Origin of the sequence: Pseudomonas sp. NPDC012596 (assembly GCF_042902325.1) — a bacterium.
GTDB lineage: Bacteria > Pseudomonadota > Gammaproteobacteria > Pseudomonadales > Pseudomonadaceae > Aquipseudomonas.
This window is the reverse complement of sequence record NZ_JBIBEB010000010.1, coordinates 70989-95530: the sequence shown is the minus strand read 5'-3', so window position 1 is coordinate 95530 and position 24542 is coordinate 70989. Positions and strand designations below refer to the sequence as shown.

At 64.1% G+C, this 24542-nt stretch carries 27 protein-coding genes and 2 riboswitches; of the genes, 9 read left to right on the top strand and 18 right to left on the bottom strand.

All coding sequences use genetic code 11. From position 1 onward, the window contains the following. Positions 1–38 precede the first annotated feature (38 nt). The 5 genes from ACFY68_RS14170 to ACFY68_RS14150 form a co-directional block, all read right to left on the bottom strand. Positions 39–446: a DUF2946 family protein gene (locus tag ACFY68_RS14170; RefSeq protein WP_346612940.1), complete on the bottom strand. Its 408-nt coding sequence runs from the start codon at positions 444–446 to the stop codon at positions 39–41. A 64-nt stretch (positions 447–510) separates the two neighbouring features. Further along, on the bottom strand, positions 511–1287 hold the full coding sequence (locus tag ACFY68_RS14165; RefSeq protein ID WP_346612941.1) for a ParA family protein: 777 nt from the start codon (positions 1285–1287) through the stop codon (positions 511–513). A gap of 154 nt (positions 1288–1441) precedes the next feature. Further along, entirely contained in the window at positions 1442–1861 is a 420-nt protein-coding gene (locus ACFY68_RS14160) for a hypothetical protein (protein WP_387528235.1), read from the bottom strand. A gap of 88 nt (positions 1862–1949) precedes the next feature. Further along, positions 1950–2966 (bottom strand): UV DNA damage repair endonuclease UvsE, encoded by a 1017-nt coding sequence (gene uvsE, locus ACFY68_RS14155; protein ID WP_387528232.1) that lies wholly within the window; start codon positions 2964–2966, stop codon positions 1950–1952. Between the two features lie 105 nt (positions 2967–3071). Further along, complete coding sequence (locus ACFY68_RS14150) at positions 3072–3551, bottom strand: hypothetical protein (protein WP_387528229.1); 480 nt, start codon at positions 3549–3551, stop codon at positions 3072–3074. Positions 3552–3691: 140 nt separating this feature from the next. On the opposite strand from ACFY68_RS14150, the gene ACFY68_RS14145 reads away from it, so the two are divergent. Both ACFY68_RS14145 and ACFY68_RS14140 read left to right on the top strand, forming a co-directional pair. After that, positions 3692–4192, top strand: coding sequence for a GNAT family N-acetyltransferase (locus ACFY68_RS14145; protein ID WP_387528226.1), 501 nt, complete (start codon positions 3692–3694; stop codon positions 4190–4192). Between the two features lie 104 nt (positions 4193–4296). Further along, positions 4297–4599, top strand: a complete 303-nt coding sequence (locus ACFY68_RS14140; RefSeq protein ID WP_387528223.1) for a hypothetical protein — start codon at positions 4297–4299, stop codon at positions 4597–4599. A gap of 129 nt (positions 4600–4728) precedes the next feature. On the opposite strand, the gene ACFY68_RS14135 is transcribed toward ACFY68_RS14140, so the two are convergent. From ACFY68_RS14135 to ACFY68_RS14105, 7 genes are all read right to left on the bottom strand, one after another. Continuing rightward, positions 4729–6066, bottom strand: a complete 1338-nt coding sequence (locus tag ACFY68_RS14135; RefSeq protein ID WP_387528221.1) for an OprD family porin — start codon at positions 6064–6066, stop codon at positions 4729–4731. Continuing rightward, the gene (locus tag ACFY68_RS14130) at positions 6063–6497 is read right to left on the bottom strand and encodes a pseudoazurin (RefSeq protein ID WP_387528218.1); all 435 of its coding nucleotides are present in this window, start codon (positions 6495–6497) and stop codon (positions 6063–6065) included. Before ACFY68_RS14130 ends, ACFY68_RS14135 begins: the two co-directional genes overlap by 4 nt. A gap of 17 nt (positions 6498–6514) precedes the next feature. Then, positions 6515–7303, bottom strand: a complete 789-nt coding sequence (locus ACFY68_RS14125; protein ID WP_387528215.1) for an ABC transporter ATP-binding protein — start codon at positions 7301–7303, stop codon at positions 6515–6517. Beyond that, on the bottom strand, positions 7300–8316 hold the full coding sequence (locus ACFY68_RS14120; protein ID WP_387528212.1) for a FecCD family ABC transporter permease: 1017 nt from the start codon (positions 8314–8316) through the stop codon (positions 7300–7302). Before ACFY68_RS14120 ends, ACFY68_RS14125 begins: the two co-directional genes overlap by 4 nt. Further along, a complete protein-coding gene (locus ACFY68_RS14115) occupies positions 8316–9326 on the bottom strand; it encodes an ABC transporter substrate-binding protein (RefSeq protein WP_387528209.1) in 1011 nt (336 codons plus the stop codon). The genes ACFY68_RS14120 and ACFY68_RS14115 overlap by 1 nt, the downstream gene beginning before the upstream one ends. A gap of 110 nt (positions 9327–9436) precedes the next feature. Continuing rightward, a riboswitch (cobalamin riboswitch) is annotated at positions 9437–9635 on the bottom strand. Positions 9636–9663: 28 nt separating this feature from the next. Then, positions 9664–10830: a DUF1624 domain-containing protein gene (locus ACFY68_RS14110; protein ID WP_387528206.1), complete on the bottom strand. Its 1167-nt coding sequence runs from the start codon at positions 10828–10830 to the stop codon at positions 9664–9666. 337 nt (positions 10831–11167) lie between these two features. Then, complete coding sequence (locus tag ACFY68_RS14105) at positions 11168–13294, bottom strand: TonB-dependent receptor (protein ID WP_387528203.1); 2127 nt, start codon at positions 13292–13294, stop codon at positions 11168–11170. A gap of 109 nt (positions 13295–13403) precedes the next feature. Further along, positions 13404–13610: riboswitch (cobalamin riboswitch) on the bottom strand. Between the two features lie 161 nt (positions 13611–13771). Between ACFY68_RS14105 and ACFY68_RS14100 the strand changes: the two genes are divergently transcribed. Beyond that, complete coding sequence (locus tag ACFY68_RS14100) at positions 13772–14518, top strand: outer membrane beta-barrel protein (protein ID WP_387528200.1); 747 nt, start codon at positions 13772–13774, stop codon at positions 14516–14518. Positions 14519–14607: 89 nt separating this feature from the next. On the opposite strand, the gene ACFY68_RS14095 is transcribed toward ACFY68_RS14100, so the two are convergent. From ACFY68_RS14095 to ribBA, 5 genes are all read right to left on the bottom strand, one after another. After that, positions 14608–15756 carry an ABC transporter ATP-binding protein gene (locus ACFY68_RS14095; RefSeq protein ID WP_387528198.1) on the bottom strand — a complete coding sequence of 383 codons (1149 nt, stop codon included), beginning with the start codon at positions 15754–15756 and terminating at the stop codon, positions 14608–14610. A 19-nt stretch (positions 15757–15775) separates the two neighbouring features. After that, a complete protein-coding gene (locus ACFY68_RS14090) occupies positions 15776–16585 on the bottom strand; it encodes an ABC transporter permease (protein ID WP_387528195.1) in 810 nt (269 codons plus the stop codon). Between the two features lie 6 nt (positions 16586–16591). Continuing rightward, on the bottom strand, positions 16592–17509 hold the full coding sequence (locus ACFY68_RS14085) for an ABC transporter permease (RefSeq protein ID WP_387528192.1): 918 nt from the start codon (positions 17507–17509) through the stop codon (positions 16592–16594). Further along, positions 17506–18531, bottom strand: a complete 1026-nt coding sequence (locus ACFY68_RS14080; RefSeq protein ID WP_387528189.1) for a polyamine ABC transporter substrate-binding protein — start codon at positions 18529–18531, stop codon at positions 17506–17508. The genes ACFY68_RS14085 and ACFY68_RS14080 overlap by 4 nt, the downstream gene beginning before the upstream one ends. Positions 18532–18771: 240 nt before the next feature. Continuing rightward, the gene (ribBA, locus tag ACFY68_RS14075; RefSeq protein ID WP_387528186.1) at positions 18772–19893 is read right to left on the bottom strand and encodes a bifunctional 3,4-dihydroxy-2-butanone-4-phosphate synthase/GTP cyclohydrolase II; all 1122 of its coding nucleotides are present in this window, start codon (positions 19891–19893) and stop codon (positions 18772–18774) included. Between the two features lie 78 nt (positions 19894–19971). On the opposite strand from ribBA, the gene ACFY68_RS14070 reads away from it, so the two are divergent. After that, positions 19972–20265, top strand: a complete 294-nt coding sequence (locus ACFY68_RS14070; protein WP_346612961.1) for a DUF1330 domain-containing protein — start codon at positions 19972–19974, stop codon at positions 20263–20265. A gap of 74 nt (positions 20266–20339) precedes the next feature. Here the strand turns inward: ACFY68_RS14070 and ACFY68_RS14065 are convergent, their stop codons facing one another. Beyond that, complete coding sequence (locus ACFY68_RS14065; protein ID WP_387528183.1) at positions 20340–21359, bottom strand: alpha/beta hydrolase; 1020 nt, start codon at positions 21357–21359, stop codon at positions 20340–20342. A 146-nt stretch (positions 21360–21505) separates the two neighbouring features. Between ACFY68_RS14065 and ACFY68_RS14060 the strand changes: the two genes are divergently transcribed. From ACFY68_RS14060 to ACFY68_RS14040, 5 genes are all read left to right on the top strand, one after another. After that, positions 21506–22390, top strand: a complete 885-nt coding sequence (locus ACFY68_RS14060; protein ID WP_387528180.1) for a LysR family transcriptional regulator — start codon at positions 21506–21508, stop codon at positions 22388–22390. 79 nt (positions 22391–22469) lie between these two features. Next, complete coding sequence (locus ACFY68_RS14055) at positions 22470–22871, top strand: hypothetical protein (RefSeq protein ID WP_387528178.1); 402 nt, start codon at positions 22470–22472, stop codon at positions 22869–22871. A gap of 109 nt (positions 22872–22980) precedes the next feature. Further along, a complete protein-coding gene (locus tag ACFY68_RS14050) occupies positions 22981–23202 on the top strand; it encodes an MbtH family protein (protein ID WP_003256222.1) in 222 nt (73 codons plus the stop codon). Continuing rightward, positions 23199–23918, top strand: a complete 720-nt coding sequence (locus ACFY68_RS14045) for a thioesterase II family protein (RefSeq protein ID WP_387528173.1) — start codon at positions 23199–23201, stop codon at positions 23916–23918. Before ACFY68_RS14050 ends, ACFY68_RS14045 begins: the two co-directional genes overlap by 4 nt. A 57-nt stretch (positions 23919–23975) precedes the next feature. Beyond that, entirely contained in the window at positions 23976–24527 is a 552-nt protein-coding gene (locus ACFY68_RS14040; RefSeq protein ID WP_387528170.1) for a hydrolase, read from the top strand. Positions 24528–24542: the final 15 nt, after the last annotated feature.

Below are 24542 nucleotides of genomic sequence, written 5' to 3'. Positions count from 1 at the left end.
CTGACCCTTAGCGTGCGCACAGGCGCGCCCGGTCGGGGTCAGGCGAAATGATTGGCAGCTGCGGGAGAGGCGACGGGGGGCGCGCGGGGGTTGAGGGTAGGGCGCAGATAGCGTGGGGGCGGTTGCGCCCAGCTGCGCACGACGATGGGCGAGGTGGCGCCGGCGTGTGCGGGGGTGAACGACCAGCCGCTGCTTAGCGGCACCGCCATGCCGAACGATGAGCACACCGGGCAATCGAGCTGGGCCATGTGCTGGTCGCCGCCGGCGCCATCCAGGTCGATGGCCACGCCGTGCTCGCTGTTGATCGAGCAAAAACCACCTTCCAGCCCGGCCAGGCGCAGGCCGCCCATCTGGCCGTGGTGCAGGCCACACAGCAACAGGCTGAACAGGACGCTGGCGTAGAGCGTCCATGCAGTCAGCATGCGGGTGTGCCGGGTGGTTTTCATGGCGGCGAATCTATCACCCGGACGAACGGTCGGGTAGTGCTTTGGCGCGGCAGGATGTCGCAGGTCAGGCCGCCCGCTCCAGCACATCCAGCAACTCGACGAATTCCTGCGCCAGTTTGTGCCGTGGCGCCAGGTGCACCAGCGGCACCGAAGCCTGGTGCGATTCGCGCATCTTGATCGAGCTGCTCAGGTACACCGGCAGCACCGGCATGCCTTCGGCGCGCAACTGATCGACCAAGGTCTGGTGCAGTGCCGTGCGGTTGGCGAACTGATTGACCACCACGCCTTCCACCCGCAGCGCCGGGTTGTGGTCCTGGCGCAGTTCCTCGACTTCGGCCATCACACAATGCAGCGCCTGACGCGAGAAACTGTCGCAGTCGAACGGGATCAACAGGCGCTCGGCGGCCACCAGGGCGCTGAAGGTGTAGAAGTTGAGTGCAGGTGGGGTGTCGATGTAGATCCGCTCGTAATCTTCGCCCAGCTCCACCAGCAGCTTGCGCAGCTTGTTGATCTTGAACTTGCTCTCCAGCTTGCTTTGCAGGTCGCTGAGGTCGGGGCTGGCGGTAACCATGTGCAGGTTGCGGTAGCGGGTTTCGGTAATCGCCACGCGGTGCTTCTTGCCCGCTGCGGTTACGGGGGACAAGGTCTGGCGAAAGAAGTCGGCGATGCCGGCGGGGATGGCGTCGTTGGTCAGCCCGGTGAGGTAGTAGGTGGCGTTGGCTTGCGGGTCGAGGTCGACCAGCAATGTGCGATAACCCTCGGCGGCACTGGCGGCGGCGAGGTTGCAAGCGATGCTCGACTTGCCGACGCCACCTTTCTGATTGAAAACCACACGACGCATGAGACGTTCATCCATGAAGAAGGGAAATGTCAGGTTGGGGTCAATCCTATGACCGAAAGACGACAGTTTTATGACAAGGCTTGTTACATTCGCTGAATTCCAACCGGCCTCTGCACGCGTTCCAGCCACGCAGAGGCCGTCAACGTCACAGCTATCAGCTGCCACCGCCGCCGCCACCACCTGAGCCTCCCGCGCCACCGCCGCCGGCGCCACCAGATCCCCCGGAACCGCCCGAGCCGCTGCCTGCGCCACCTGAGCCTGCGCCAGAGCCTGTGCCTGAGCCGCTGCCCATGCCACCTGAACCATTGGTCCCCGGCCCATTGGTGCCTGAGCCATTGGTGCCAGAACCTGCGCCGTTGCTGGTGCCGTCGCCGCCTGTATTGTCGGTGCCGTTGCTGCCGGTGCTACTGCCGGTGGCATCGCCCGGCGTACCGGAGCCGCTCGCACCTGCGCCATTCATGGTGCCTGAGCCAGGGTCAGTGGTGCTGTTCATGTCGGTCGCTGCAAAGGCCAGCGGTACGCTGGCGCCCAGGCAGAGGGCAAGCAGCACTGCATGTGAGGTCATCCGCTTCATGGTGAATCTCCTAAAGGGTGATTACCTTTCTTTCGGCTGTTGTCACACGCCCAGGGTGCACTCGTACCGACGGATGGCCGCCGTATGTTCAGCTGTGGAGGTAGCGCTGGTAGAAAGCCTGCGTGGCGAGGTTCTTGTCCTTGGCCTCGAACATGATGTCGAAGCGCTCGACGAACTGCAGGGCATAGCGGTTGGTCCAGTCGTTCCACATCTGCGCGCTGTGCGCGTACAGGTCGCGCTTGTTGACCTTCTCCAGCAGGGCCGGGATGGTCATCTTGGCTTCGGCAGCGAAGCCCAGCGCTTGCAGGTGCTCAGGTGGTTGCGAGTAATGCATGGTCGGGCGCACGCCGCGCCAGCTGTCGATGATCCTGGCGATGCGCGGGTCGTCGGGGGCGATGTAGTCGCCTTCGTGAATCCAGCAGTGGTGAATATCCAGCACCACCGGCGCCAGGTCTGCCAGCGCCAGGCAGTCATCGACGCCATAGGTCTTCTCGTCGTTTTCCAGGGTGATCACGTTGCGTGCTACTGGCGACAGCCTTGGCCACACCTGGCGCATGCCTTCAACCCCCAGGCGCCCGGCGATATGGATGTTGCATTTGAAATCCTGAAAACGTTGGCCGAAACCCATCATGCGGATCATGTCGGCGTGGTACTCGAATTCGGCCAGGCTGTTTTTCACGACCTCAGGGCGATCGGAGCCCAGCACACAGTACTGGCCAGGGTGCATCGACAGGCGGATGTCTGCGCGGCGAGCCAGGTCGCCGATGGCGGCGAAGCGTTCGGCCATCAGCGCCTGGAATTCGCGGTCGCGGTACAAGGGGGCAACGCCGGGATGGCTGTACAGCGGCAGCAGGTCGCTGCTCAGGCGCACCATGCGCAGCATGGGGGGCAGCGCTGCCACATAGCCCAGCAGCCGTAGTTGCGCGTCCAGGTTGTGCTGCACCAGCTCGAACAATTTGGCCCGGGCTGCTTCGGGGCTTGCCCCGCTCAACCAGCGCAAGGTGGTGGTGCGCGGGTTGAATGTGCGCTCGATGGTCTCCAGCGCCTTGATCGAAAGGCTGCGGTGCGGGTGGCGGTACATGCAGGCAAAGCCCAGGCGGGGCATGGTGATCTCCAAAAGTGGCGGGTATGCGCGTTGGACTGTGCGGGCTAACGAACGATCAATGCTGAATGCTTGGCGTGCACACGCGATTGCGCCCGTCGCCAAGCATCAGGTACCGGCGTTTTCTAGCGCATTCAGCTCGTCTTCCACTTGTTGCAGGCGCTGTTTGGCCAAGGCCTGGGCCTTCTCGTCGCGCGCCGTCTCGCGCATCAGGCGGGTGAGTTTGGCGCTTAGTTGCTGGCCGTCTTCGGTCTCTTCCAGCGCCTTGGCCTTGGCCGGGTCGCGAGTGACCTCCACGATGGTGGCGAATTCGGTGTCGCTGAAGTTCTTCTCGCTGTAGAGCTTGAACAGGTCCTGGCGCTGGTCCTCGACCGTGAGGTGCTTGCGCAGCACGCCGCGGATGGTGTCCTCGGCCAGCTGCGGGTGGGTGCGGGTCAGCAGCGACGCCATGCGTTCGATGTTGTGCTCGTAGGCTTCCTGCAAGGGCAGGTTGGCGAGGATCTGTTCCTCGCGGGTGGGCTTCTGGTCGCAGGCGGTGAGGGCGGCGATGAACAGCAGGGGCAGCAGCAACGTGGGGATGCGGGGCATGGGGTGGCCTTGGGCGCGCGTTTCAGACGGTGGATTATAGCGGGGCCGGCCAGGCGCCGACGAGCCATACTGGCACTGCATTGCGGCGTTTTCTACGGTAGGGTGGTAACCCTTTTGCCAAGCCGTCTTCTTTCGCCACCATGCCAAACTGGATCATCCAATCGCCCAGCCGCACTGCCGTCGGCGAAGTCGTCGCCTTCGTCGACAACGCTCGGCGCGAACTTTTCCCCGTGCTCGCCAATGCGCCCTTGCCCAACGACCTCGCCCATTTCGAGGCCACCTATCTGGACGGCGAAGAGTGCTTTCTGGAAGCCCGTGATCAAGGCCGATTGATCGCGGCCATCGGTTACCTGCCTTATGACCATCGCTTCAAGCAACTCGATTACCAAGGCAAGCACGTGGTCGAAGTGGTGCGGCTGTTCGTGCTGCCCGAGTACCGCCGTCACGGCCTGGCAGCCGCCCTGTTCGCAGCCTTGCGCGACCAGGCCATCGACGCCGGTGTCGAGTGCCTGTATCTGCATACCCACCCGTTTCTGCCCGGGGCCATCCGCTTCTGGGAGCGTCAAGGGTTTGCGGTGATCGATGTAGAGGACGACCCGGTGTGGCAGACGACGCACATGGAGCAATCGCTGGCTGGCTAGGATTTTTCCTACTTGTCGGCGGCGAGTGTGGACACCTGGTTCATTTCAAACGCGCGGTGATTTCCTTACCGTCGGGTCACTGACATGACGAAGGGAGAGCACCCATGGCACACCTTGCGCTGTACAAACTCGAACTACTCGACGAGTTCGAGAACCGCCCCGATGCGTGGACCTTTGCCGATTTTGAAAGGCGGCTCTCGCAATTGCGGCCCACGACCAATTATCAAGATGCCAAGGGCATCATCAATGCAGCGCACAAGGAGGGCGGGTGGCCGAAGACGGTGAAGCAGTATTTGCTGACCAATTACAAGGTGCACGGCAATGTAAGCTCGGAATTCAACGACACTTTTGCTGATGTGGTGGCAGCGATGACTGACGCGGAGAAACAGGCTTGGGGCGTTGCCTGAGCGTTTCAGGCGGTCGGCTTGAGTGCCAGGGTGATGCGCAAACCGAGCGCCGCCCGCGCGGCGCTCGATCTGCGGAACGCCGCAAAACCCACGGCGTGCACCTGCCAGCCATGACGCGACCAGACCAAATCACAACCCGCCCGTCAACGGCCACTCCACCGCCAACCGAATCTGATCCCCATCCAGCTCCGCCTGCGCCGTATCCCCCCGGTGCACGTTATGCCTCACCGAAAACGTCGTACCCTTGGCTTTGCCGCTCTGCACCACATACCGTGCCTCCAGGTCCCGCTCCCAATGCTTGCCGCCCTTGCCATAGCCCAGGTACGCATACCCGCCATTGGGGTCTACATGCGTGCCATCGACATCGAACCCGCGCACGTACAACGCGGTCAGGTTCAACCCCGGCACACCATACGCGCCCATGTTCAGGTCATAGCGCGCCTGCCAGGACTTCTCGTTCGGGGCGTTGAAGTCGGACATCTGCACGGCGTTGGCAATGTAGATCGCGCCGCGGGTCACGTAGTCGAACGGCGTGTTGCCATCTACCTGTTGCCAGCCCAGGCTGAAGCTGTGCGGCCCTTGGCTGTAGCGCGAGATCAAGCTCCAGGTGGTGTTGTCGATACGCCCGGACAGGGCTTTACCGGTGTCGGTGGTGCGGTACAGGTTGAGGTCCAGGCTCAGGCTGCGGCGGTCGTCCAGGGCGTGGGTGATCGTGCTGCCGAGGTAGTGCTGGTTCCAGGTGTCCTCGTAGCGGGAGGTGTACAGGCTGCCGCTGAATGCCGCGCTGGGGTTCCACACCACCCCGGCGAGGTCAAAGCTGTTGCCCTTCTGGCCGTTGGAATAGTTGACCACGAAGCCCTGGTCGTGGCTTGAGGCGTTACGGTCGGTACTCTCGTTGAAGTGCCCGGCGACCAGCTTGACCTTGTCGATTTCATTGCTGGTGAGGAAAAAGCCGGTGGCGGTTTCGGGCAGCAAGCGGCTGTCGGACGAACTGAACACCGGCGTTTTTACCCGCTGCTCGCCATAGGCAAGCACGGTGTTGGACAGGCGTAGTTTCAACGCGGCACCACCGCGGCTGTATTCGTTTTTCGGGTGGCCATCGTTGTCCACGCCAAGCAAGCGGGCCTTGCCGACGCGCCCGCCGCCGCTGTCGAGCTGGACGCCGAGGTAGGCGTGGGCATCGACGCCTACGCCGATCAGGCCTTGGGTAAAGCCTGACTGGAATGTGCCCATCAAACCGTAGGCCCATTCTTCTGCCAGGCCGTTACGTTCGCTGCGAGGCTTGTAGGCATTGCGCCCAGCGCTGTTGCGGCCACCGTGCTTGTAGTCACGCTGGTCGTAGACCGTGCGGTTGAGCAGGCTCCAGGTACTGTCCTCGACAAGGCCGTTGCTCTGTGATTGTGCAGATTCAGCCAGCGCCAAAGGCGCAAGGCCAATCAGCGGCAGGGCCAGCAGCAACCGGCTCATTGCCCGCCCTCCAGCTGCTGCAGTTGCGCCGCCAAGCGCGTTTGCGCCCGTGCCGGCAGCGTGGCGGGCAATTGGCCAGGGCCGGTGTCGCCCACCTGAATCAGCATTACCATGCCCATGGCCAGGTGCGGTATGCACTGGATGCCGTACAGCCCAGGTACCGTGAAAGTCTGCTCGAACGGCTGGTTCAGCTTGCTCTTGAACGCCTCGGCACCGGCTGGCAGCAACCCCGGCAGGCTGGCCGCGTTATGGCCGCTCTGGGTCGGCAGAAAGCGCACGGTGTCGCCCGGCGCGATGCGCAGGTGGTCCGGCTCGTAGACCATGGCGCCCGCCGGCCCGCGGTTGAGCATCTTCACTTCGTGCACTTCGGCAAGCGCGGTAAAAGGCAGCAGGGCGCTGGCGAGCAGCAGGGCGGTGGGGCGCAGCAGCATGGCAGGAACTTCCTGGTTCAGGGGGCGCGAAAGCGCAGGATGCGCGCGCCGTCGAAGGGGTCGGTGAGGTAGTGGGCGTGTACGCCGAAGGTGCTCAGCAGGCGCTCGGGGGTGAGTACCTCCAGCGGCTTGCCGAGGGCGACCAGGCAGCCCTGTTCGAGTACCGCCACGCGGTCGCAGGTGAGGGCCTGGTTCAAGTCGTGCAGGGCCACCAGGGTGGTGACCGGCAGTGCCTGCACCTGCTGCAACAGGCTCAGCTGGTGCTGGATGTCGAGGTGGTTGGTCGGCTCGTCGAGCAGCAGCACCTGGGGGCGCTGGGCCAGGGCGCGAGCGATGTGCACACGCTGGCGTTCGCCGCCCGACAGTGAGCCCCAGATACGCGTGCGCAGGTGCGTGGCATCGAGGTCGGCAAGCGCCTGCTCGACAATGGCGCGGTCCTCGTTGGAGAACGGCGCCAGGGCCGATAGCCACGGGGTGCGCCCCAGTGCCACGGCGTCGAACACGCTGATCGCGTCGAGGGTGTCGGCCTGTTGCTCGACCAGCGCCAGGGCCTGGGCGATACGCCGGCGCGGCAGGCGCGCGAGGGGCTCGCCAAGCAGCTGCACGCTGCCGCTGTGCGGTGGACGCAAGCCGGCCAGCAGCTTGAGCAGGGATGATTTGCCGGAGCCGTTGGGGCCGACGATGCCAAGGGTTTCGCCTGCCGTCACGGTGAGGTTGATATCGCGCAGCACGCGGTTGCCCGACAGTTGCAGGCTCAGGCCCTGGCAGGTGAGTGGGGCGATGTGCAGCGCCGTCATGACCGTCATGCGCGCCCCCGGCGGCTGACCAGGATCAGCGCAAACACCGGGGCGCCGATCAGCGCCGTGACCACGCCCACCGGGATCACCTGGCCAGGGATCAACGTGCGCGACAGCATGTCGGCGGCGATCAGGAACAATGCACCGCCCAACGCACTGGCCGGCAGCAGCCGGCTGTGGCCCGGGCCAAGCAGCAGGCGCAAGGCATGCGGAATGACCAGCCCGACGAAGCCGATGGCGCCGACAATCGAAACCATCACCGCCGTCACCAGCGCCGCGCAGCTGATCAACAGCAATTGGCTGCGGCGCACCGCGATGCCCAGCGATGCCGCTGAATCGGCACCGAAGGTGAAGGCATCGAGCGTGCGCCGGTGCCACAGGCACACCACCAGCCCGAACAGTGCCACCGGCACCGCCAGCCCTACCGATGGCCAGCGCACGCCGCTGAGGTTGCCCAGCAGCCAGAACAGGATACCGCGCGCCTGCTCGGCGGTGGCCGACTTGGTGATGAGGAATGCGGTCAGTGCGTTGAACAGTTGCGAGCCGGCGATGCCGGCCAGGATGACCTGTGCGTTGTTGCTGCTCGGCCCGGCCGCGCGGGCCAGCATCAGCACCAGGGCGAATGCCGCCACGGCGCCAACGAATGCGCCGCCGGACATGCTCAGGGCCGCGCCGCCCAAGCCCAGCAGGCCGACCAGCACGGCCCCGGTCGAGGCACCCGCCGACAGGCCCAGCAAGTAGGGTTCAGCCAGCGGGTTGCGCAGCAGCGCCTGCAGGATCACCCCGCAGGTCGCCAACCCTGCACCGCAGGCCGCAGCGACCAAGGTGCGGGGCAGGCGGTAGTTCCAGATGATGCCGGCGTCGATCGGGTCGACCGGGTAACCGGCCTGCCACAAGTGGTTGGCCAGCACCTGGTAGACCACGCTGGGCGACACGCTGGTTTCGCCAATGGCGGTGCCTGCAAACAGGGCTGCAAGCAGGGCGGCCAAGGCCAGGGCAGTGCAGGGCAACAGGCGCTTCATCACTGTGCCGCTTTACCGCTGGCGAAGGCCGCCGACAAGGTCTGCAGGCCGCGGAACAGGCGGATGCCAGCCTGCATGGCGTCGGCGTCGAGGATGATGATGCGGTTGTTCTTCACGGCGTCCATGTGCTGGGTGACCGGGTCGCTGTGGAGGAACTCGAGTTTTTTCTGGTAGTCGTCGGCGGGGAAGCGGCGGCGGTCCATGCGGGCGATGATCAACCAGGTCGGGTTGGCCTTGGCGATGGTTTCCCAGCCCACGGTCGGCCATTCTTCGGTGGACTCGACCACGTTGCGCACGCCCAAGGTGCGCAGCATGAAATCGGCCACACCTTGGCGGCCGGCGACGTAGGGGTCGATGTCCAGGTCTGCGCTGGAGAACCAGAACAGTGCCGACGTGTTGCGCAGATCCTTGCCGGCCAGTTGCTGCCTGGCGCTGTCCAGGCGCGCCTTGAGGTCGGCATTCAGCGCCTCGCCGCGGTCCTGCACGTCGAAGATTTCGGCCAGTTGGCTGACGCTCTTGTAGATGCTGTCGACCTGAAACGCCTGCAGCCGGGTGCCGTCGGCACCCACCAGGTTGTCCTTGCCTTCGCAGTCCGAGGGCAGCAGGTAAGTGGGGATCTTCAGTTCGTTGAACTGTTCGCGGGTAGCGACCACGCCTTGGGCGCCGACCATCCACTCGAACTGCACCGCCACCAGCTCAGGGCGCTTGCCGACCACCGCTTCAAAGCTTGGGTCGTTGTCGGCCAGGCGCGGTACCTTGTCGTTCAACGCCTTGTACTCCGGCAGCACATTGTTGAACCACAGCGAAGTGCCGGCCAGCTTTTCACCCAACCCCAAGGCATAGAGCATTTCGGTGCCGGCCTGGCCGATGGTCACCGCGCGCGCGGGGGCATGCGCGAAGGTCTGCGGCATGCCGCAGTTGTCCACGGTCAGCGGGTAATGCGTGGCGGCGGCATGGGCCACGCCGGTGAGGCTCAGGCCGGCGAGCAAGGTGGCGAAACGAGGCAGCATGCTGGGCGATCTCCTATCGGACAGTTCACGGAAGGAACGCACGGACAGGCATCGCCGAGCCCCTGCAGGCGGCAGGGGCAACACTGATGGCCAATCCCGGACACCCCGCCGGTTGGTGAATGTAAGCCGGCAGGTCTCCTGACTGGTGCTTCATCACCCGGCTCCGGCCTTCCCGGATCATGGGACCCAGTGGCATTCATGGAGCGGGCTCGGCACCTACAGTTGCGGGGGCAGTTCCGTTTGGCGCGCCTGGGCGGCCTGGGATTCCCTATTAATTCCGTGGTGGAAACCGGCGGCCCGCATGGTAGACCATCGGGCGCCGGGTGAAAACGCTAAATCAGAAGTACTTGAGCCAGGCGATGTCGCGCCGGCGGCCCTTGAGCCGGGCGAACCAGCGCACCGGCACGTACAGCGCCGCTGCCAGCAACACAGCACCCAGCCATACCGCGCCAATGCCGTCGAAGCCGAAGTAGTCGCCGTGGTTCAAACCGAACAGCGCGACGCAGGCCAGGTACAGCAGCTTCAGCACGTACAGGTGCAGCAGGTAGAAGAACATCGGCGCCGCGCCGAATACCGCCAGGGCACTTATCCAGCGTGCCTGGCCGGCGCGTTCGAAAGCGCGCAGCAACAGCAGGCCGCAACCAAGTGTCAGCGCCAGGAACAGCAGTGAAGGCGGGTATTTGGTGATGTTGAAGAAGCTCATCAGCGTTTGGGTCAGCGTCGGGTAGCCACTCCACGGCGCTTCGCCGTAGCCGTTGAGCATGCGTAGCACGACGAACCCCAGTACGGCGATCACGCCCGCCAGCAGCAGCTGATGCTGACGCTGGTGCGCCTGCGCACCACGGCCGAACCATGGGCCAAGGCCATAGCCCAGGGCGATCACGCCGATCCACGGCAGCACCGGGTAGGAGGTCCGCAGGCGCAGGCTGTCGGAAACCTCCAGCCAGCCACGGTCATGCAGGATCGCCCAAGGCACGTGCATCGCCGAACCGCTGCCAAAGTGCAGGCCATCGAGCAGGTTGTGGCCGGCGATGAGCACGCCAGCCAAGCCCAGCAGCGCGGGGCGCGGCAGCCACACCAGCAGCGACAGGGCGATCATGCTGACGCCGATGGCCCAGATCACCTGCAGGTAGATGACGCTGGGCGGCAGCTGGAAGGTCCAGGCGAAGTTGACCAGGGTGAACTCCAGCACCACCAGGAACAGGCCCCGCTTGAACAGGAATGCCGAGACATCGCTGCGGCCCTGGTACTTTTCGCCGTACAGCCAGGCCGACAGGCCGGTGAGCAGTACGAACACCGGCGCGCACAGGTGGGCCAGGGTGCGGCTGGCGAACAGCGACGGGTCGGTAGCGTCAATGGCCATCGGGTCGCTGACCTGACGGTGCAGGAAGAACGTTTCGCGAACATGGTCGAGCAGCATGAACAGGATCACCAGGCCGCGCAGGGCGTCGATGCTCTGCAGGCGCTGGGTGAGCAGGGTGGGGGTGGCGGCGGCACTTGTCATGGAAGAGGGTCGCAGGCAGGAATGGATGTCAAATGAAACGTTATCTTATAACTATTTAGTAACTGCCTGGTAGTGGTTTTGTGCTGTTCATGCAGGCCTCATCGCCGGCAAGCCGGCTCCCACACGGTACGGCGGCGCTGCTGTACCTGTGGGAGCGGCTTCAGCCGCGAAGCAGGCGCCGCGGTAGATGGCACTATTCCATGACTGCCTGGTAGTGGTTTTTGTGATGTTCATGCGGGCCTCATCGCCGGCAAGCCGGCTCCCACACGGTACGGCGGCGCTGCTGTACCTGTAGGAGCCGGCTTGCCGGCGATGAGGCCGGTACAGCCAACTCAGATCAGAAGCTGTAATCCACGGTAGCAAAGTACGACCGCGGCGCGCCCATGATCCATTGCGTGCCACTGAAGGCCGAGGCCACGTACTCCCGGTCGAACAGGTTGTTCATCTGCAACCCGAGCCGTACGTCCGGCAACAGCTGCCAGCCGATGTTGGCATCGACCACGGTGTAGCCCGGTGCGCGCTGGGTGTTGGCAGTGTCGGCGTAGCGCTCATCCACATAGCGCGCGCCAATGCCGGCTTCCACCTGCTGGCCAAACCCCTTGGTCAGCCACAGGTTGGCGGTACGCCGTGGCACATTGGCCGGGCGGTTGCCGCTGCGGTCCTGGGGCACACCGCCGGCCGTCTCGTCGAAAACGTCATACCTGGCGCGCAACAGCGAGGCATTGGCAGAAACCTGCCATTGCTGCGGCAAGGCCAGCTCCAGCGTCGCCTCCAGGCCATCGGAGGTCTGTTGCCCGGCCTGCTGCTTTTCGTGGGTGAGCGGGTCATCGACCAGCAGCTTTTTCTTGACGATGTGGAAGGCCGCCAGCGTCCACTCCCCGCGACCTTCCCAGAAGCGTTGCTTGAGGCCCAGCTCGGTTTGCTTCGACTCGGTCAAGTCGTAGTTCATCTGCGTCGGGCTCAGGCTGATCAGGTTGTTCACCCCGTCCTCGCTGGTGGAATACTGGCCGTACAGCGACAGGTTGTCGGTGGCTGCGAACACCAGCCCGGCGCGCCAGTTGCCGCCTTGCAGGCTGCGGTCGCTGCGCGTGTTGTTGGTGAGGTTGTCGCGGTCGATGTGGTTCTGGTCGCGGCGCACGCCGGTCACCATCGACAGGCGCTCGGTCAGTTGCAGGCGGTTCTCGGCAAGCAGGGCGAAGGTGTGGGTGGTGGAAAGGGTTTGCGGGCGGGTGGGCGAACCGCTGTGGAACCCGCCCGGGGTCGGTTGCCATGGGTCGATGTAGTCGCCGCCGACGTCGTTGTACGGCGCGTTGCTGTCGACGTTGAAACGCACCTTGTTGTACTCGGCACCGACCAGGGTCCTGCTTGCCAGGCCAAACAACGAATGGTCGAAGGTGAAGGTCTGGCGGTCACCTATCTGCTCCTGGTTGTGCTTGATCTGCAGGTAGCTCTGGCGCAGCAGCTGCCCACGGTCGGCATCCCAGCTGTAGTCCTCGGCATTGCGCCAGTGGCGGCGGCTTTTGATGTAGTAGAGCTGGTTGCTGGCGCTGAGCTGGTCGTTGATGGCCCAGTCGGTAGTGAGGCGGGTCCACTCGTCGTGGTAGCGCTGCACGTCATTCTGGATGTTGTAGTTCTTCTTGCGCAGGCTGCTGCGGTAGTGCCCGTCGATCAGCGGCGTGCCGTAGTAGTTCGCCGGCTGCGCGTCGCCACGTTCATGGGCCAGGGTGAAACTCAAATCGTCGCTGGCGTCGAAGCGCAGCGCCGCGCTAAGTGCCAGGCTGCGCGACTCGGTGCGGTCGACCCAGCCGTTGCCCGCCTGCTGGTTGAGGGTGAGGCGGTAGCTCAGGCGCTCGCTGAGGCTGCCGCCGCTGTCCAGGCCGAGTTGTTGGCGGTCCCAGGAGCCATAGCCCAGGCGCAGGTGGTTGTGAATGTCGCCGGTCACGGGCTTTTTCGGGATGACATTGATCACCGCACCGGTGGCGCCTTCGCCATACAGCACCGAGGCCGGGCCGCGAATCACATCGATGCGCTCGACCATCCACGGGTCGACCGGGAACGTCTGGGTGCCAGCACCGGTGTACAGGCGCGCGCCGTCGAACAAAGTCATCACCGAACCTTGCCCGGTGAAGCCGCGGGCCGACAGGCCAGTGCCGCCATCACCCGGGCTGCCGACGAAGGTGATGCCCGGCGAGCGGGTCACGGCGTCCTGCACGGTGAGGTTGTTGCGTTGCTGGATCTGTTCGGCGGTGATGCTGCTGGTACTGGCTGGGGTTTCCAGGGCGCTGAGGTTCAGGCGTGAACCGGCCTGGGTCGGCGTGGCGAGGTCGACGTGCTGGTCATCGCGGGTGTCGGTGACGGCCGTGGAGGGCAGCGCCAGCACGGCTGAGCCTTGGTCATCGGCCAGGGCTGGCAGGGCGACGGCCAGGCAGGCCGCCAGAGGGTGAAGCTTGAAGAAACGGGACATGTCTTTCCACTGCTGCAGGAATGAATGGATCCCGGTGGAAAACACGCAAAGGCGCAACCGCACACGCAGGCGCGCACGCGGATACCGGCCTGCGCCCGCCCACCGCGGGTTGCCAAGTGAAGCCTCAGGCCGGTCTCCGGGCTTGCGAGGGTCATGACGCCTTCACCTTCCCATGCAGGTGCACAGTGGTGTGTCGAAGGTATCGCTCGCTTACCGTTGCGGGGGCAGCGCCGGACTTGTCGTGGAACACGACGCACCGGCTTCCCGTTTCACCCTGCGCACGGCGGCGCAGGACACCTGAAACTGGCGCGCATATGACCACTCGCTGGCACGCACGTCAATCATCTGGATGGTTGGCAATAGTGTGACGAAACACAGAGTTGGGCGAATTTGATGATTTTTTTCCGAACTTTCGCGGCGGGGCTATTCTCGTAATGAGGGTTCGCCATTCGTTTCGCTGTCATGGAGACTTCACGCATGCGTACTCGTTATCTGTTACGTCATACCTGCATTCTTGCCCTGATGGGTTCACCTCTGGCGGCCACTGCCGCACCCAGCACCGATCCATTGTTCACCCTTGGCCTGTTAGGCGCTTACGACGAATTCAACTTTCATGGGGGGCAGCAAAGCCAGTCGGAACACGTGGGTGAGGGTGGCGTTTTCGCCAACTTCGGTAACAAGATGACGGCCGAATCCGGGTTCATCTACCAGGTCGGTGCAGAAGGCAAATACACCAAGCAGAAGGACAACAAGCTCAAGGAAGCCCAGGCTAACCTCGACTTGGGTTGGCGGGCGGCACTGGATGCGCGCAACTTTGTCGATGTGATCGTGGGCGCGGGCTATGCCTGGACGCGGTTCGAAATCGAGGGCCGCAGGCTGGACAGCGACTTGACCTACAAAGGGCCCTACGCCAAGGCGGCGCTCGGTTACAACCATCAGTTCGATGCGGCAACGCTGCGGGTGGAGGCTGGCGTGCGGCGCAGTATCGATGGCAGGGTGAAGCTCGATGTGGAACGTCTTGGCAGCGACAGGGCGGACATGAGGGACCGCACCAACCCTTATGCCGAGATCAGCCTGCTGATGAACCAGCAGGGCGACTTCCCGATTTACGCCGGGGTGTATTACACCCGCACCAACTATGAACTGGACGAAGACACCTTGCTGGCAGACAACACCGAACTCAAGCGTGACGAGTACGGGGTCAAACTGGGTCTATCGTTCTGAACCTGGAAGGTTGAACGTAGCGGCCCCTTCGCGGCGCAAGCCGTGAAGAGGCCGGTACATTCATAGTGGCTTGCAGAGTGGCTTGCCGATCAATGCGCCCCTGCCGATTTGCTCAGGTCGCTTTGCGCCCACTCGGTGTAAATGCACGCATCCGCTACCGCCCAACGCACCTTCACGGTATCGCCCGGCTGCATTGGCATGCCAGCGGCAGACAACGCTTTCACGGTCATCTCCGTGCCGCCTGGGGTCATCACGTGGCAGGTCTGGCTTTCGCCAAGGAACAGCACTTCGCCGACTTTCGCGATGACCTCGTTCCAGCCCGTGGGCAACGGTTCGCGCGCCGCTTGTTCAGTGGTCAGGGCCAGGGCTTTTTCCGGGCGCACCATGATCAGTGCGTCCTGCCCGGCGGCCAGGCCAGGTGTCAGGCGGATCGCCAGCGGCTGGCCCTCGAAACTGCCGGCGCCATGGCCGCTGGCCTTGATCTGCAGGAAGTTCGAGTTGCCCAGGAACGAGGCGACGAAGGCATTCGGCGGGTTCTGGTACAGGTCGTAACCGGTGCCCAGGCCGACGATCTTGCCGTGGCTGAAGATGGCGATGCGCTGGGACAGGCGCATGGCTTCTTCCTGGTCATGGGTCACATAGACGATGGTGATGCCCAGGCGCCGGTGCAACTGGCGCAGTTCATCCTGCAGGTCTTCGCGCAGCTTCTTGTCCAGCGCGCCAAGCGGCTCGTCCATCAGCAGGATGCGCGGCTCGTACACCAGCGCGCGGGCAATCGCCACGCGCTGTTGCTGCCCGCCCGACATCTGCGAGGGCTTGCGATGCGCGAATTTCTCCAGCTGCACCAGTTTGAGCATGGCGTCGACCCGCTTGCTGGTTTCTGCAGCGCCAAGCTTGCGGATGGCCAGCGGGAAGGCGATGTTGTCGCGCACGTTCAGGTGCGGGAACAGCGAGTAGCGCTGGAACACCATGCCGATGTCGCGCTTGTGCGGCGGCACGTTCACCAGCGACTGGCCTTCGACCAGAATTTCGCCGCTGCTGGGTGTCTCGAAGCCGGCCAGCATCGACAGGGTGGTGGACTTGCCAGAACCGCTGGAGCCAAGGAAGGTGAGAAACTCGCCGTCCTGGATTTCCAGGTCGAGGTTATCTACGGCGGTGAAGTCGCCGTAGTGCTTGTTCAGGCCGCGCAGGCTGACCAGGGTCTTGCTGTGCGCGTTGTCTTTGATCACTGCACTCATTGTTGTTTTCTCCGCGCGCTCAGGCGTTGACTTCGGTGCGCCGGCGCAAGGCGGCGGCAATGACCATGACCAGCAGCGACAGGCCGATCAGCAGCGTCGAGGCGACGGCGATCACCGGGCTGAGGTCCTGGCGCAGGGTGGTCCACATTTTCACGGGCAAGGTCTGCAGGTCGGGGCTGGCCATCATCACGCTCAGCACCACCTCGTCCCACGACACCAGAAAGGCGAACAGGCCGCCGGCGATCATCCCCGGGCGAATCGCCGGGAAGGTCACCTTGAAGATCGCCTGCAGGCGCGAGGCCCCGCAGATCACCGCGGCGTCCTCGATCGACTGGTCGAACAGCTTCAGCGAGTTGATGATGGAGATGATGGTAAAGGGCAGGGCGACGATCACATGGCTGACCACGAAGGCGAACAGCGTGCCGGTGTAGCCCAGCTTGAGAAACAGCGCGTACACCGCCACCGCGATGATCACCAGCGGCACGATCATCGGCATGGTGAACAACCCGTAGAGCATCTCGCGGCCGGGGAAGCGGCCACGCACCAGGGCGAACGCCGTGGGCAAGCCCAGCAGCACGGCAGCGATGGTGGTCAGCACGGCCACCTTGAGGCTGGCCAGGGCGGCATCCATCCACTCCGGGTTGGCGAAGAACTGCACGTACCATTTGAAGGTCCAGCCCGGCGGCGGGAACACCAGCCACTGCGATGAGCCGAACGACAGCAGGATGATGAACACCACCGGCAGCAGCAGGAAGGCCGCGATGACCCCGGTGGTCAGGTACAGCCCCGTGCGCAGCGGGCGCCCCATGGCGTTGGGAGACAGAAGCATGGCGTATTACCTCGCATTGCCGACCGGGGACTCCGGCTGCAGCTTCAGGTACAGGTAGAAGAGCACCAGGGTGATCACCACCAGCAGCGCGGCGGCGGCGCTGGCCAGGCCCCAGTTAAGGAACGACTGCACCTGCTGGATGATGAATTCGGGCAGCATCATGTTCTGCGCACCGCCAAGCAACGCCGGGGTGACGTAGTAACCGAGCGACATCACGAATACCATCAGCGCCCCCGAGAACAAGCCCGAACGGCACAGCGGCAAGAACACCTTCCAGAAGTTGGTCCACGGGCTGGCGCCGCAAATGGAGCCTGCCTGCAGGACCATCGGGTCGATGGCATGCATGGTCGCCTGCAGCGGCAGCACGATGAATGGGATCATGATGTAACTCATGCCGATCACCACACCGGTCAGGTTGTGGACCATTTCCAGCGGCGCATCGATGATGCCCATCGCCATCAACGCCTTGTTGATCACGCCCGAGCTTTGCAGCAGCACCAGCCACGAGTAGGTGCGCGCCAGCAGGCTGGTCCACATCGACAGCAGCACGATGTTCAGCAGCCAGCGGCCCCAGCCATTGGGCACCAAGGTGATCGCCCAAGCCAGCGGAAAGCCCAGCAGCACGCTGATCAGGGTGACCACACCGGCGACCGAGAAGGTGTTGAACAGTACCCGTGCATACGCCGAGTTGGCGAACAGCTGCTCGTAGTTGCCCAGGCCCGGCACTGGCTCCAGCACACCGCGCAGCAGCAGGCCGATCAGCGGGGCGAAGAAGAACAGCCCCAGGAACAGCAGGGCCGGCAGCAGGTTACGGCTGCCTTTCCAGCGCTGGCCCAGGCTTACCCGGCGTGGGGCCGTTCCCGGGGCGCCGGTGCCCGTGGGGGCACCTTGCGCGTTGTGCAGGGCATTGATGGCGACTTTCATTTGACCAACCACTCATTCCAGCGCGCGGCGATGGTTTGACCGTTCTTCGCCCAGTAGGCGAAGTCCAGCGTGACTTGATCCTGGGCATAGGCGGTCGGCAGGTTCTGCGCGAGGTCCTTGTCGAGCTTGGCGATGCTGTCGACGTTGACCGGCGCGTAGGCGGTCTTGTTGGCGAAGTCGGCCTGGCCTTCGGCGCTGCTGGCGTTGGCCAGGAACTTCATGGCCGCGTCCTTGTTCTTGGCACCCTTGGGAATGACCAGAAAGTCGGCCATGACCAGGTTCTGCTTCCAGCTCACGCCAACCGGTGCACCGTCTTGCTGCAGCGCATAGACGCGGCCGTTCCAGAACTGGCCGAGCGAGGCTTCACCCGAGGCCAGCAACTGCTGGGACTGGGCGCCGCCACCCCACCAGACGATGTCTTTCTTGATGGTGTCGAGCTTTTTGAAGGCGCGGTCCAGGTCCAGCGGGTAGAGCTTGTCGGGTGCCACGCCGTCTGCGAGCAGGGCCAGCTCCAGCACGCCGGGGCTCGGCCACTTGTACAGGGCGCGCTTGCCAGGGTAGGTCTTGGTATCGAACAGGGCGGTCCAGTCCACCGGCTTGTTGGCGCCCAGTTTGCCTTCGTTGTAGCCCAGCACGAACGAGAAGAAGAACGAGCCAACGCCGTGATCGGAGACGAAGCGTGGGTCGATCTTGTCGCGCTGGATGGTGTTGAAATCGAGGGGTTCGAGCAGGCCTTCGCTGGCGGCGCGCAGGGCAAAGTCGGCTTCCACGTCGACCACGTCCCACTGCACGTTGCCGCTCTCGACCATGGCCTTGAGCTTGCCGTAGTCGGTGGGCCCGTCCTGGACGACCTTGATGTTGGTCGATTTGCTGAACGGCACCGCCCAGGCTTCTTTCTGGGCGTCCTGGGTGGTGCCGCCCCAGCTGACGAAGTTGAGGCTGTCGGCGGCCTGGACGGCCTGACAGGCCAGGGTCAGCAGGCTGGCGGACAGCACTGCGGTTACACGTTTGCTCAACAGCATGGTTACGCCCTCGTTGCTTTTGTTATTCGAGGCGGGGCTGGTAGTGCGCCCGCCAACAGTATTCGGGGAGCAGCTAAAACAAAGTGTCGGTGGCCGTTTGTAATTGTAGATGCCGGCCTGCGATTTTAAGGTCTACGGGATATCATATTATGGTATTCCAAGCTTTTGGCAAGAGGCATCAGGCTACCGGCCATCACTCCGCCTCCGTCAGGCTCCACAGCCCACTGTAGGAGGCCTGCTTCAGCTGACCAACACCGGCTCGAACGGAATGCTCTGCACCACTTCCAGCTCATACCCGGCCAGCCCGGCATATTTCAACGGCGGGCCCAAGTGGCGCAGCTTGCCGACACCCAAGTCCTGCAGAATCTGTGCACCGGTACCCACCTCCGAGTACACCTTCGACTGCCCACGCTGGTAAGGCCGCACCGGCTGGGTCAGCTGCGGTACACGTTCCAGCAGCGCCTGGGAGGATTCATGGTTGGCCAGGATCACCACCACGCCGGTGCCTTCCTCGGCAACCTTCTGCAGCGCCGCCCACAATGTCCAGTTGGCCGGCCCGGCGTATTCAGCGCCAACCAGGTCGCGCAGCGGGTCGATCACATGCACGCGCACCAGCGTCGGCTGCTCGCGGCGGATATCGCCCATCACCATGGCCATGTGCACACCGCCTTCGATACGGTCCTCGTAGGTGACCAGGCGGAAGGTGCCATGCACGGTCGGCAGTTCGCGCTCGCCGATGCGTTTGATGGTCTGCTCGGTGCTCAGCCGGTAATGGATCAGGTCGGCGATGGTGCCGATCTTGATGCCGTGCCGGGCGGCGAACACTTCCAGGTCGGGGCGCCGGGCCATGGTGCCGTCGTCGTTGAGCACTTCGACGATCACCGAGGCAGGGGCAAAGCCGGCCAGGCGCGCCAGGTCGCAACCTGCTTCGGTGTGGCCAGCGCGGTTCAGCACACCGCCTTCGCGGGCGCGCAGGGGGAAGATATGGCCAGGCTGTACCAGGTCTTCGGGGCGGGCGTCGGCGGCCATGGCGGCGGCGACGGTACGCGCGCGGTCGGCGGCGGAAATGCCGGTGGTGACGCCCGTGGCGGCCTCGATCGACACGGTAAAGGCGGTGCTGAAAGCGCTGCCGTTGGCCGGTACCATCTGCTCCAGGCCCAGGCGCTGGCAATGCTCGTCGGTCAGCGTCAGGCAGATCAGGCCGCGCGCTTCGCGGGCCATGAAGTTGATGGCCTGGGCGTCACAGCGCTCGGCGGCGATCAGCAGGTCGCCCTCGTTTTCCCGATCCTCGTCGTCCACCAGCAGGACCATCTTGCCTTGCCGGTAGTCCTCGAGGAGTTCTTCGATGCTGTTGAAGGGCATGCTGCACGCTCACTGTTGTAGGGTGATTATTATGGTATACCATCATACATAAATATTTTTGCAACAGGAGATCAGCGGATGAAAGCGTACTGGATCGCCCACGTGGACGTGACCGACCTCGAGCAGTACCAGCAGTACACCCAACGGGCGCCTGCGGCCTTTGCTGCGTTTGGCGGGCGGTTTCTGGCGCGGGGAGGGCGCAGCGAAGCGATGGAGGGGCGGCCGACGCCGCAGCGCAGTGTGGTGATCGAGTTCGAGTCGTACGAGCAGGCGGTGGCCTGTTACCGCTCTGAGCTGTATCAGGACGCCTGCAGCCATCGCCAGGGGGTAGCCAAGGCTGAGGTCATCATCGTCGAAGGGTTCGAGCCCTGAGTTGACCTGTGCCGGTCTGCCCGGCAATTGCAAAGCCCAAAAGACCCGCTCACGCGGGTCTTTTTTCTAGCGCATTACTGTAAATGCACTTTCAACTCTCCAGCCGCCTGGCGCATCGCCGCCTTCACCTCAGGCACCTGGCTCAGCGGGTTCAACAGCCCGTAGTCATGAATCATCCCGTTGTAGCGCACCGAGGTCACCGCCACCCCAGCTGCATCCAGCTTGCGCGCGTAAGCCTCGCCTTCGTCGCGCAACACATCGAACTCGGCCGTTTGCACCAGCGCCGGTGGCAAGCCTTTGAGCTGCTCGCTGCTGGCCCGCAGCGGCGAGGCGTAGATCTGTTCACGTGCCTTGGTATCAAGGGTGTAGTTGTCCCAGAACCATTTCATCATCCCGGTGGTCAGGAAATGCCCTTCGGCAAACTGCTTGTACGACCCGGTCTCGAAGCTGGCATCGGTCACCGGCCACAGCAGCAGCTGGAAGCGCAGCTTCGGGGTACCCGCCTGCTTGGCCTTGAGCGCTACCACTGCGGCCATGTTGCCGCCGACGCTGTTGCCGGCCACCGCCAGGCGCTTGCCGTCCACGCCGATCTCCTTGCCATGCTCGGCCACCCAGCGGGTGGCAGCATAGGCTTGGTTGATCGCGGTGGGGTAGTGCGCTTCGGGTGACGGCGTGTAGTCCACATAAACCGCCACTGCGCCGGAGCCGACCACCAGGTCGCGGATCAGCCGCTGGTGGGTCGGGAAGTCGCCCAGCACCCAGCCGCCACCGTGGAAGAACATGAACACCGGCAGTTCGCCCTTGGCGTTGGCTGGCCGCACAATCTGCAGCTTGATCGACTCGCCGTTGGCCTGGAGGGTGCGTTCTTTCACTTCGATGCCCGACAGGTCGACCTTGACCGAGGCCTGGGCGCCGGTCAGCACGGCGCGGGCGTCTTTCGGGCTGAGTTGCTCGAGCGGCTTGCCGCCGCCTTTTTCCAGGGCTTCGAGGAAGGCCTGGGTGTGTTGCTCGACGCCTGGGCTGCCTGCAGCGAAAGCGCTGGAGACGGACAGGGCAAGCAGGCTGGCGGTGAGGGTTTTGTGGACAATGTTCATGCGCGAATCCTTTTCTGTGCAAATGCTGTGGGTGGGCGTCTTGCCTGGCCTTCAGGGCCATCGCTGCGACTTGTGAGTAGATTAGGCAGATGCACGGATGGGAAAAAGCCGTTATAAAGCGTTTTACTGTCACCAAGAGCGAGACAATGAACCCTTACGAAGACATGCGGATCTTTGCCCAGGTCATGGAAGCCGGCAGCTTTACTGCGGCCGCAGACCGCCTGGGCATGTCCAAGCAATCAGTCAGCCGACGCCTGATGCAACTCGAAGACCGCCTTGGCGTGCGCTTGCTCAACCGCTCTACCCGGCGCCTTGACGCTACGCCGCTGGGCCACCACTACTACCAGTCGGCGCTGCGCCTGCTGGGTGAAGTGCAGCAGGTGGAGCACGACATCAGCGGCCAGGATCAGGCCCTGCGCGGCACTTTGCGGCTGAGTGCGCCCCTGTCGTTTGCCATCGCGCACCTGGGTTGCCTGCTGACCGAGTTCCTGCGTTTGCACCCGCTGGTAGATGTGGAAGTGGACCTTAGCGACCGGGCCGTGGACCTGATCGGTGAAGGCTATGACCTGGCCTTGCGCATTGGTGCGCTGGAAGATTCCAGCTTGATCGCGCGGCGCATCGCCAGTGTCGAACGGGTGTATTGCGCGAGCCCAGGCTATCTCGACGCGCGGGGTACCCCAGAGCTGCCAGAAGCACTGGCCGGGCACGATTGCCTGCCCTACGGGCATTCACGGCAGGTGCAGTGGCAGTTCAAGCACAGCGGCAAGGCGCAGGCGATTGCGGTGGCCGGGCGGATGCGCGCCAACAATGGCGAGTTGCTGCGGGATGCGGCGATAGCCGGCATGGGGGTGACTTACCTACCGACGTTCATTGTCGGGCAGGCGCTGGCCGATGGGCGCCTGGTGCGCGTGCTGGACGCCTGGACGCCGCCGGCGCTGCAGTTGTCGGCGGTGTACCCGCAGCACCGGCAGGTAGCGAGGCCGGTGCAAGGGTTCGTGGCGTTCTTGCGCGAGCGCTTGGTGCAGTTATAACGCTGGAGCTGACTCTCAGGATCCGCCTCCGCGCATTGGCAGAGGCGCAAATGGGCGCGTTCAGGCTATGCTTGGGCCCATGAGCACAGCACCTTCCCTACGCCAACCGTGCCCGCCTGGCGCCTGTGACTGCGGCCGCGAACGGTTGGACGAGCACCCGTCGGCGGCGCAGCGCATCCTCTTGCTCACCCGGCAGGAGGAGAAGCGGCTGCTCGAACGCCTGGAAAACCTCAAAGACCTGGAAGACCTGCAGCGGCTGCAGAAACGGATGTACGAGAACTTGGGTATCCGCGTGCACATTGCGCCTGGGTTCAACGAAGTGCGCACGATGCGCGGTATTGTCATTGAGTTGGATCAGCAGACGGGGTTGTGTCGCAAGACCCGGCAGTCAATTCCTGCGGCGATTCGGCGGGGGCTGGAGCGCAACCCCGAGGTGGCGTACCGGTTGCTGGATGCGCATGACTTGCTTGGCGGGGCTTGAGCCGCTACGCCAAAAAACAGCCCCTAATTTTCCGGAAGCTTCCTACGTCTATCTGAGAGCCGCCCTACGCCAAGCGCACTCGGGCATCTATCACTCAAGGAGACAGGCAATGACTTCCGTTTTCGACCGCGACGATATCCAGTTCCAGGTAGTGGTCAACCACGAAGAGCAGTATTCCATCTGGCCCGACTACAAGGCGATCCCCAACGGCTGGCGTGCTGTGGGCAAGAGCGGCCTGAAGAAGGACTGCCTGGCTTACATCGACGAGGTCTGGACCGACATGCGCCCGCTGAGCCTGCGTCAGAAGATGGCTGAAGCCGCTGCACAGTGACCGTACTCAACCTGCTGTGCTTGCCGTATTCAGGCGCCAGCGCCATGGTCTACAGTCGCTGGCGGCGCAAGCTGCCGGCCTGGATTCAGCTGCGCCCGGTCGAATTGCCCGGGCGCGGTGCGCGCATGGGCGAGCCGCTGCACACCGACATGCAGGCCCTTGCCAGGCAACTGGCAGCCGAACAACGCCTGGCCGCTGCGGCGCCGTATGCACTGCTGGGCCATAGCCTGGGCGCGTTGCTGGCCTTCGAGCTGGCCCACGAGCTGCAGGCGCTGGGCTGCCCGCCGCCACGGGCGTTGTTCGCCTGCGGTACTGCAGCGCCGACCCGGCGTGAGGATTACGACGGCAAGAATTGGCGCGACCCGAAATCTGACGATGAGCTGAGGAACGAGCTGCGCGAGCTCAATGGCACCCCGGAAGAAGTGTTGGCCAACGCCGAGCTGATGAGCCTGACGTTGCCGATCCTGCGCGCCGACTTTCTGCTCTGTGGCCGTTACGCCTACCGCCAGCGGCCCGCCTTGGCGTGCCCGCTGCACGTGTTAGGCGGCGAAGATGACCGGGCCAGCGAGGAGCAGTTGCTGGCCTGGGGGCAAGAAACCCACGGTGAATTCACCTTGCGGATGTTCCCTGGCAGCCACTTCTTCATCCATGAGCACGAGGACCGCGTACTCGCTGCGCTGGCTGCGTCGCTGGAGCCGCTCAGGCGTTCGGCCTGATTGACGCCGCCGCTTGCCTGGGGGAGGCTAGGGCTTTTCCCAGGCAAGAGGCAGACCATGCTGATCGACCCTCACAAGGCCACGCTGTTGGCCGTCGACATCCAGGAAAAACTCATCGGCGCCATGAGCGACCCCGAGGGCACCCGCGCACGTGCGCGCTGGTTGCTGGCCGCGAGTGCCGACCTGGAGCTGCCGATCGTGATCTCGGAGCAGTATCCCAAAGGCCTGGGCCACACCCTGCCTGAGCTCATTGCCGCAGCCCCGGCGGCCGAGGTGGTGGAAAAGAGCCACTTTTCCTGCGTCGCGGCGCAGTGCCTGCCCGCCAGCCTGATGGCCCGTGAGCACGTGATCGTCTGTGGCATGGAAACCCACGTCTGCGTGCTGCAGACCGTCCTTGGCCTGCTGGGCCTGGGCAAGCAGGTATTCGTGGTCGAAGATGCCTGCGACAGCCGTACCGCAGCGAACAAGGCGGCGGGGCTTGCGCGCATGCGCCAGGCCGGGGCGCACATCGTCACCCGTGAAATGGTCCTGTTCGAGCTGATGGGCAGCGCCAGCCACCCTCGGTTCCGCCACATCAGCAAGACCTACATGGTCGGTGATCAGCCCTGAACGGGCGGCTGTTGG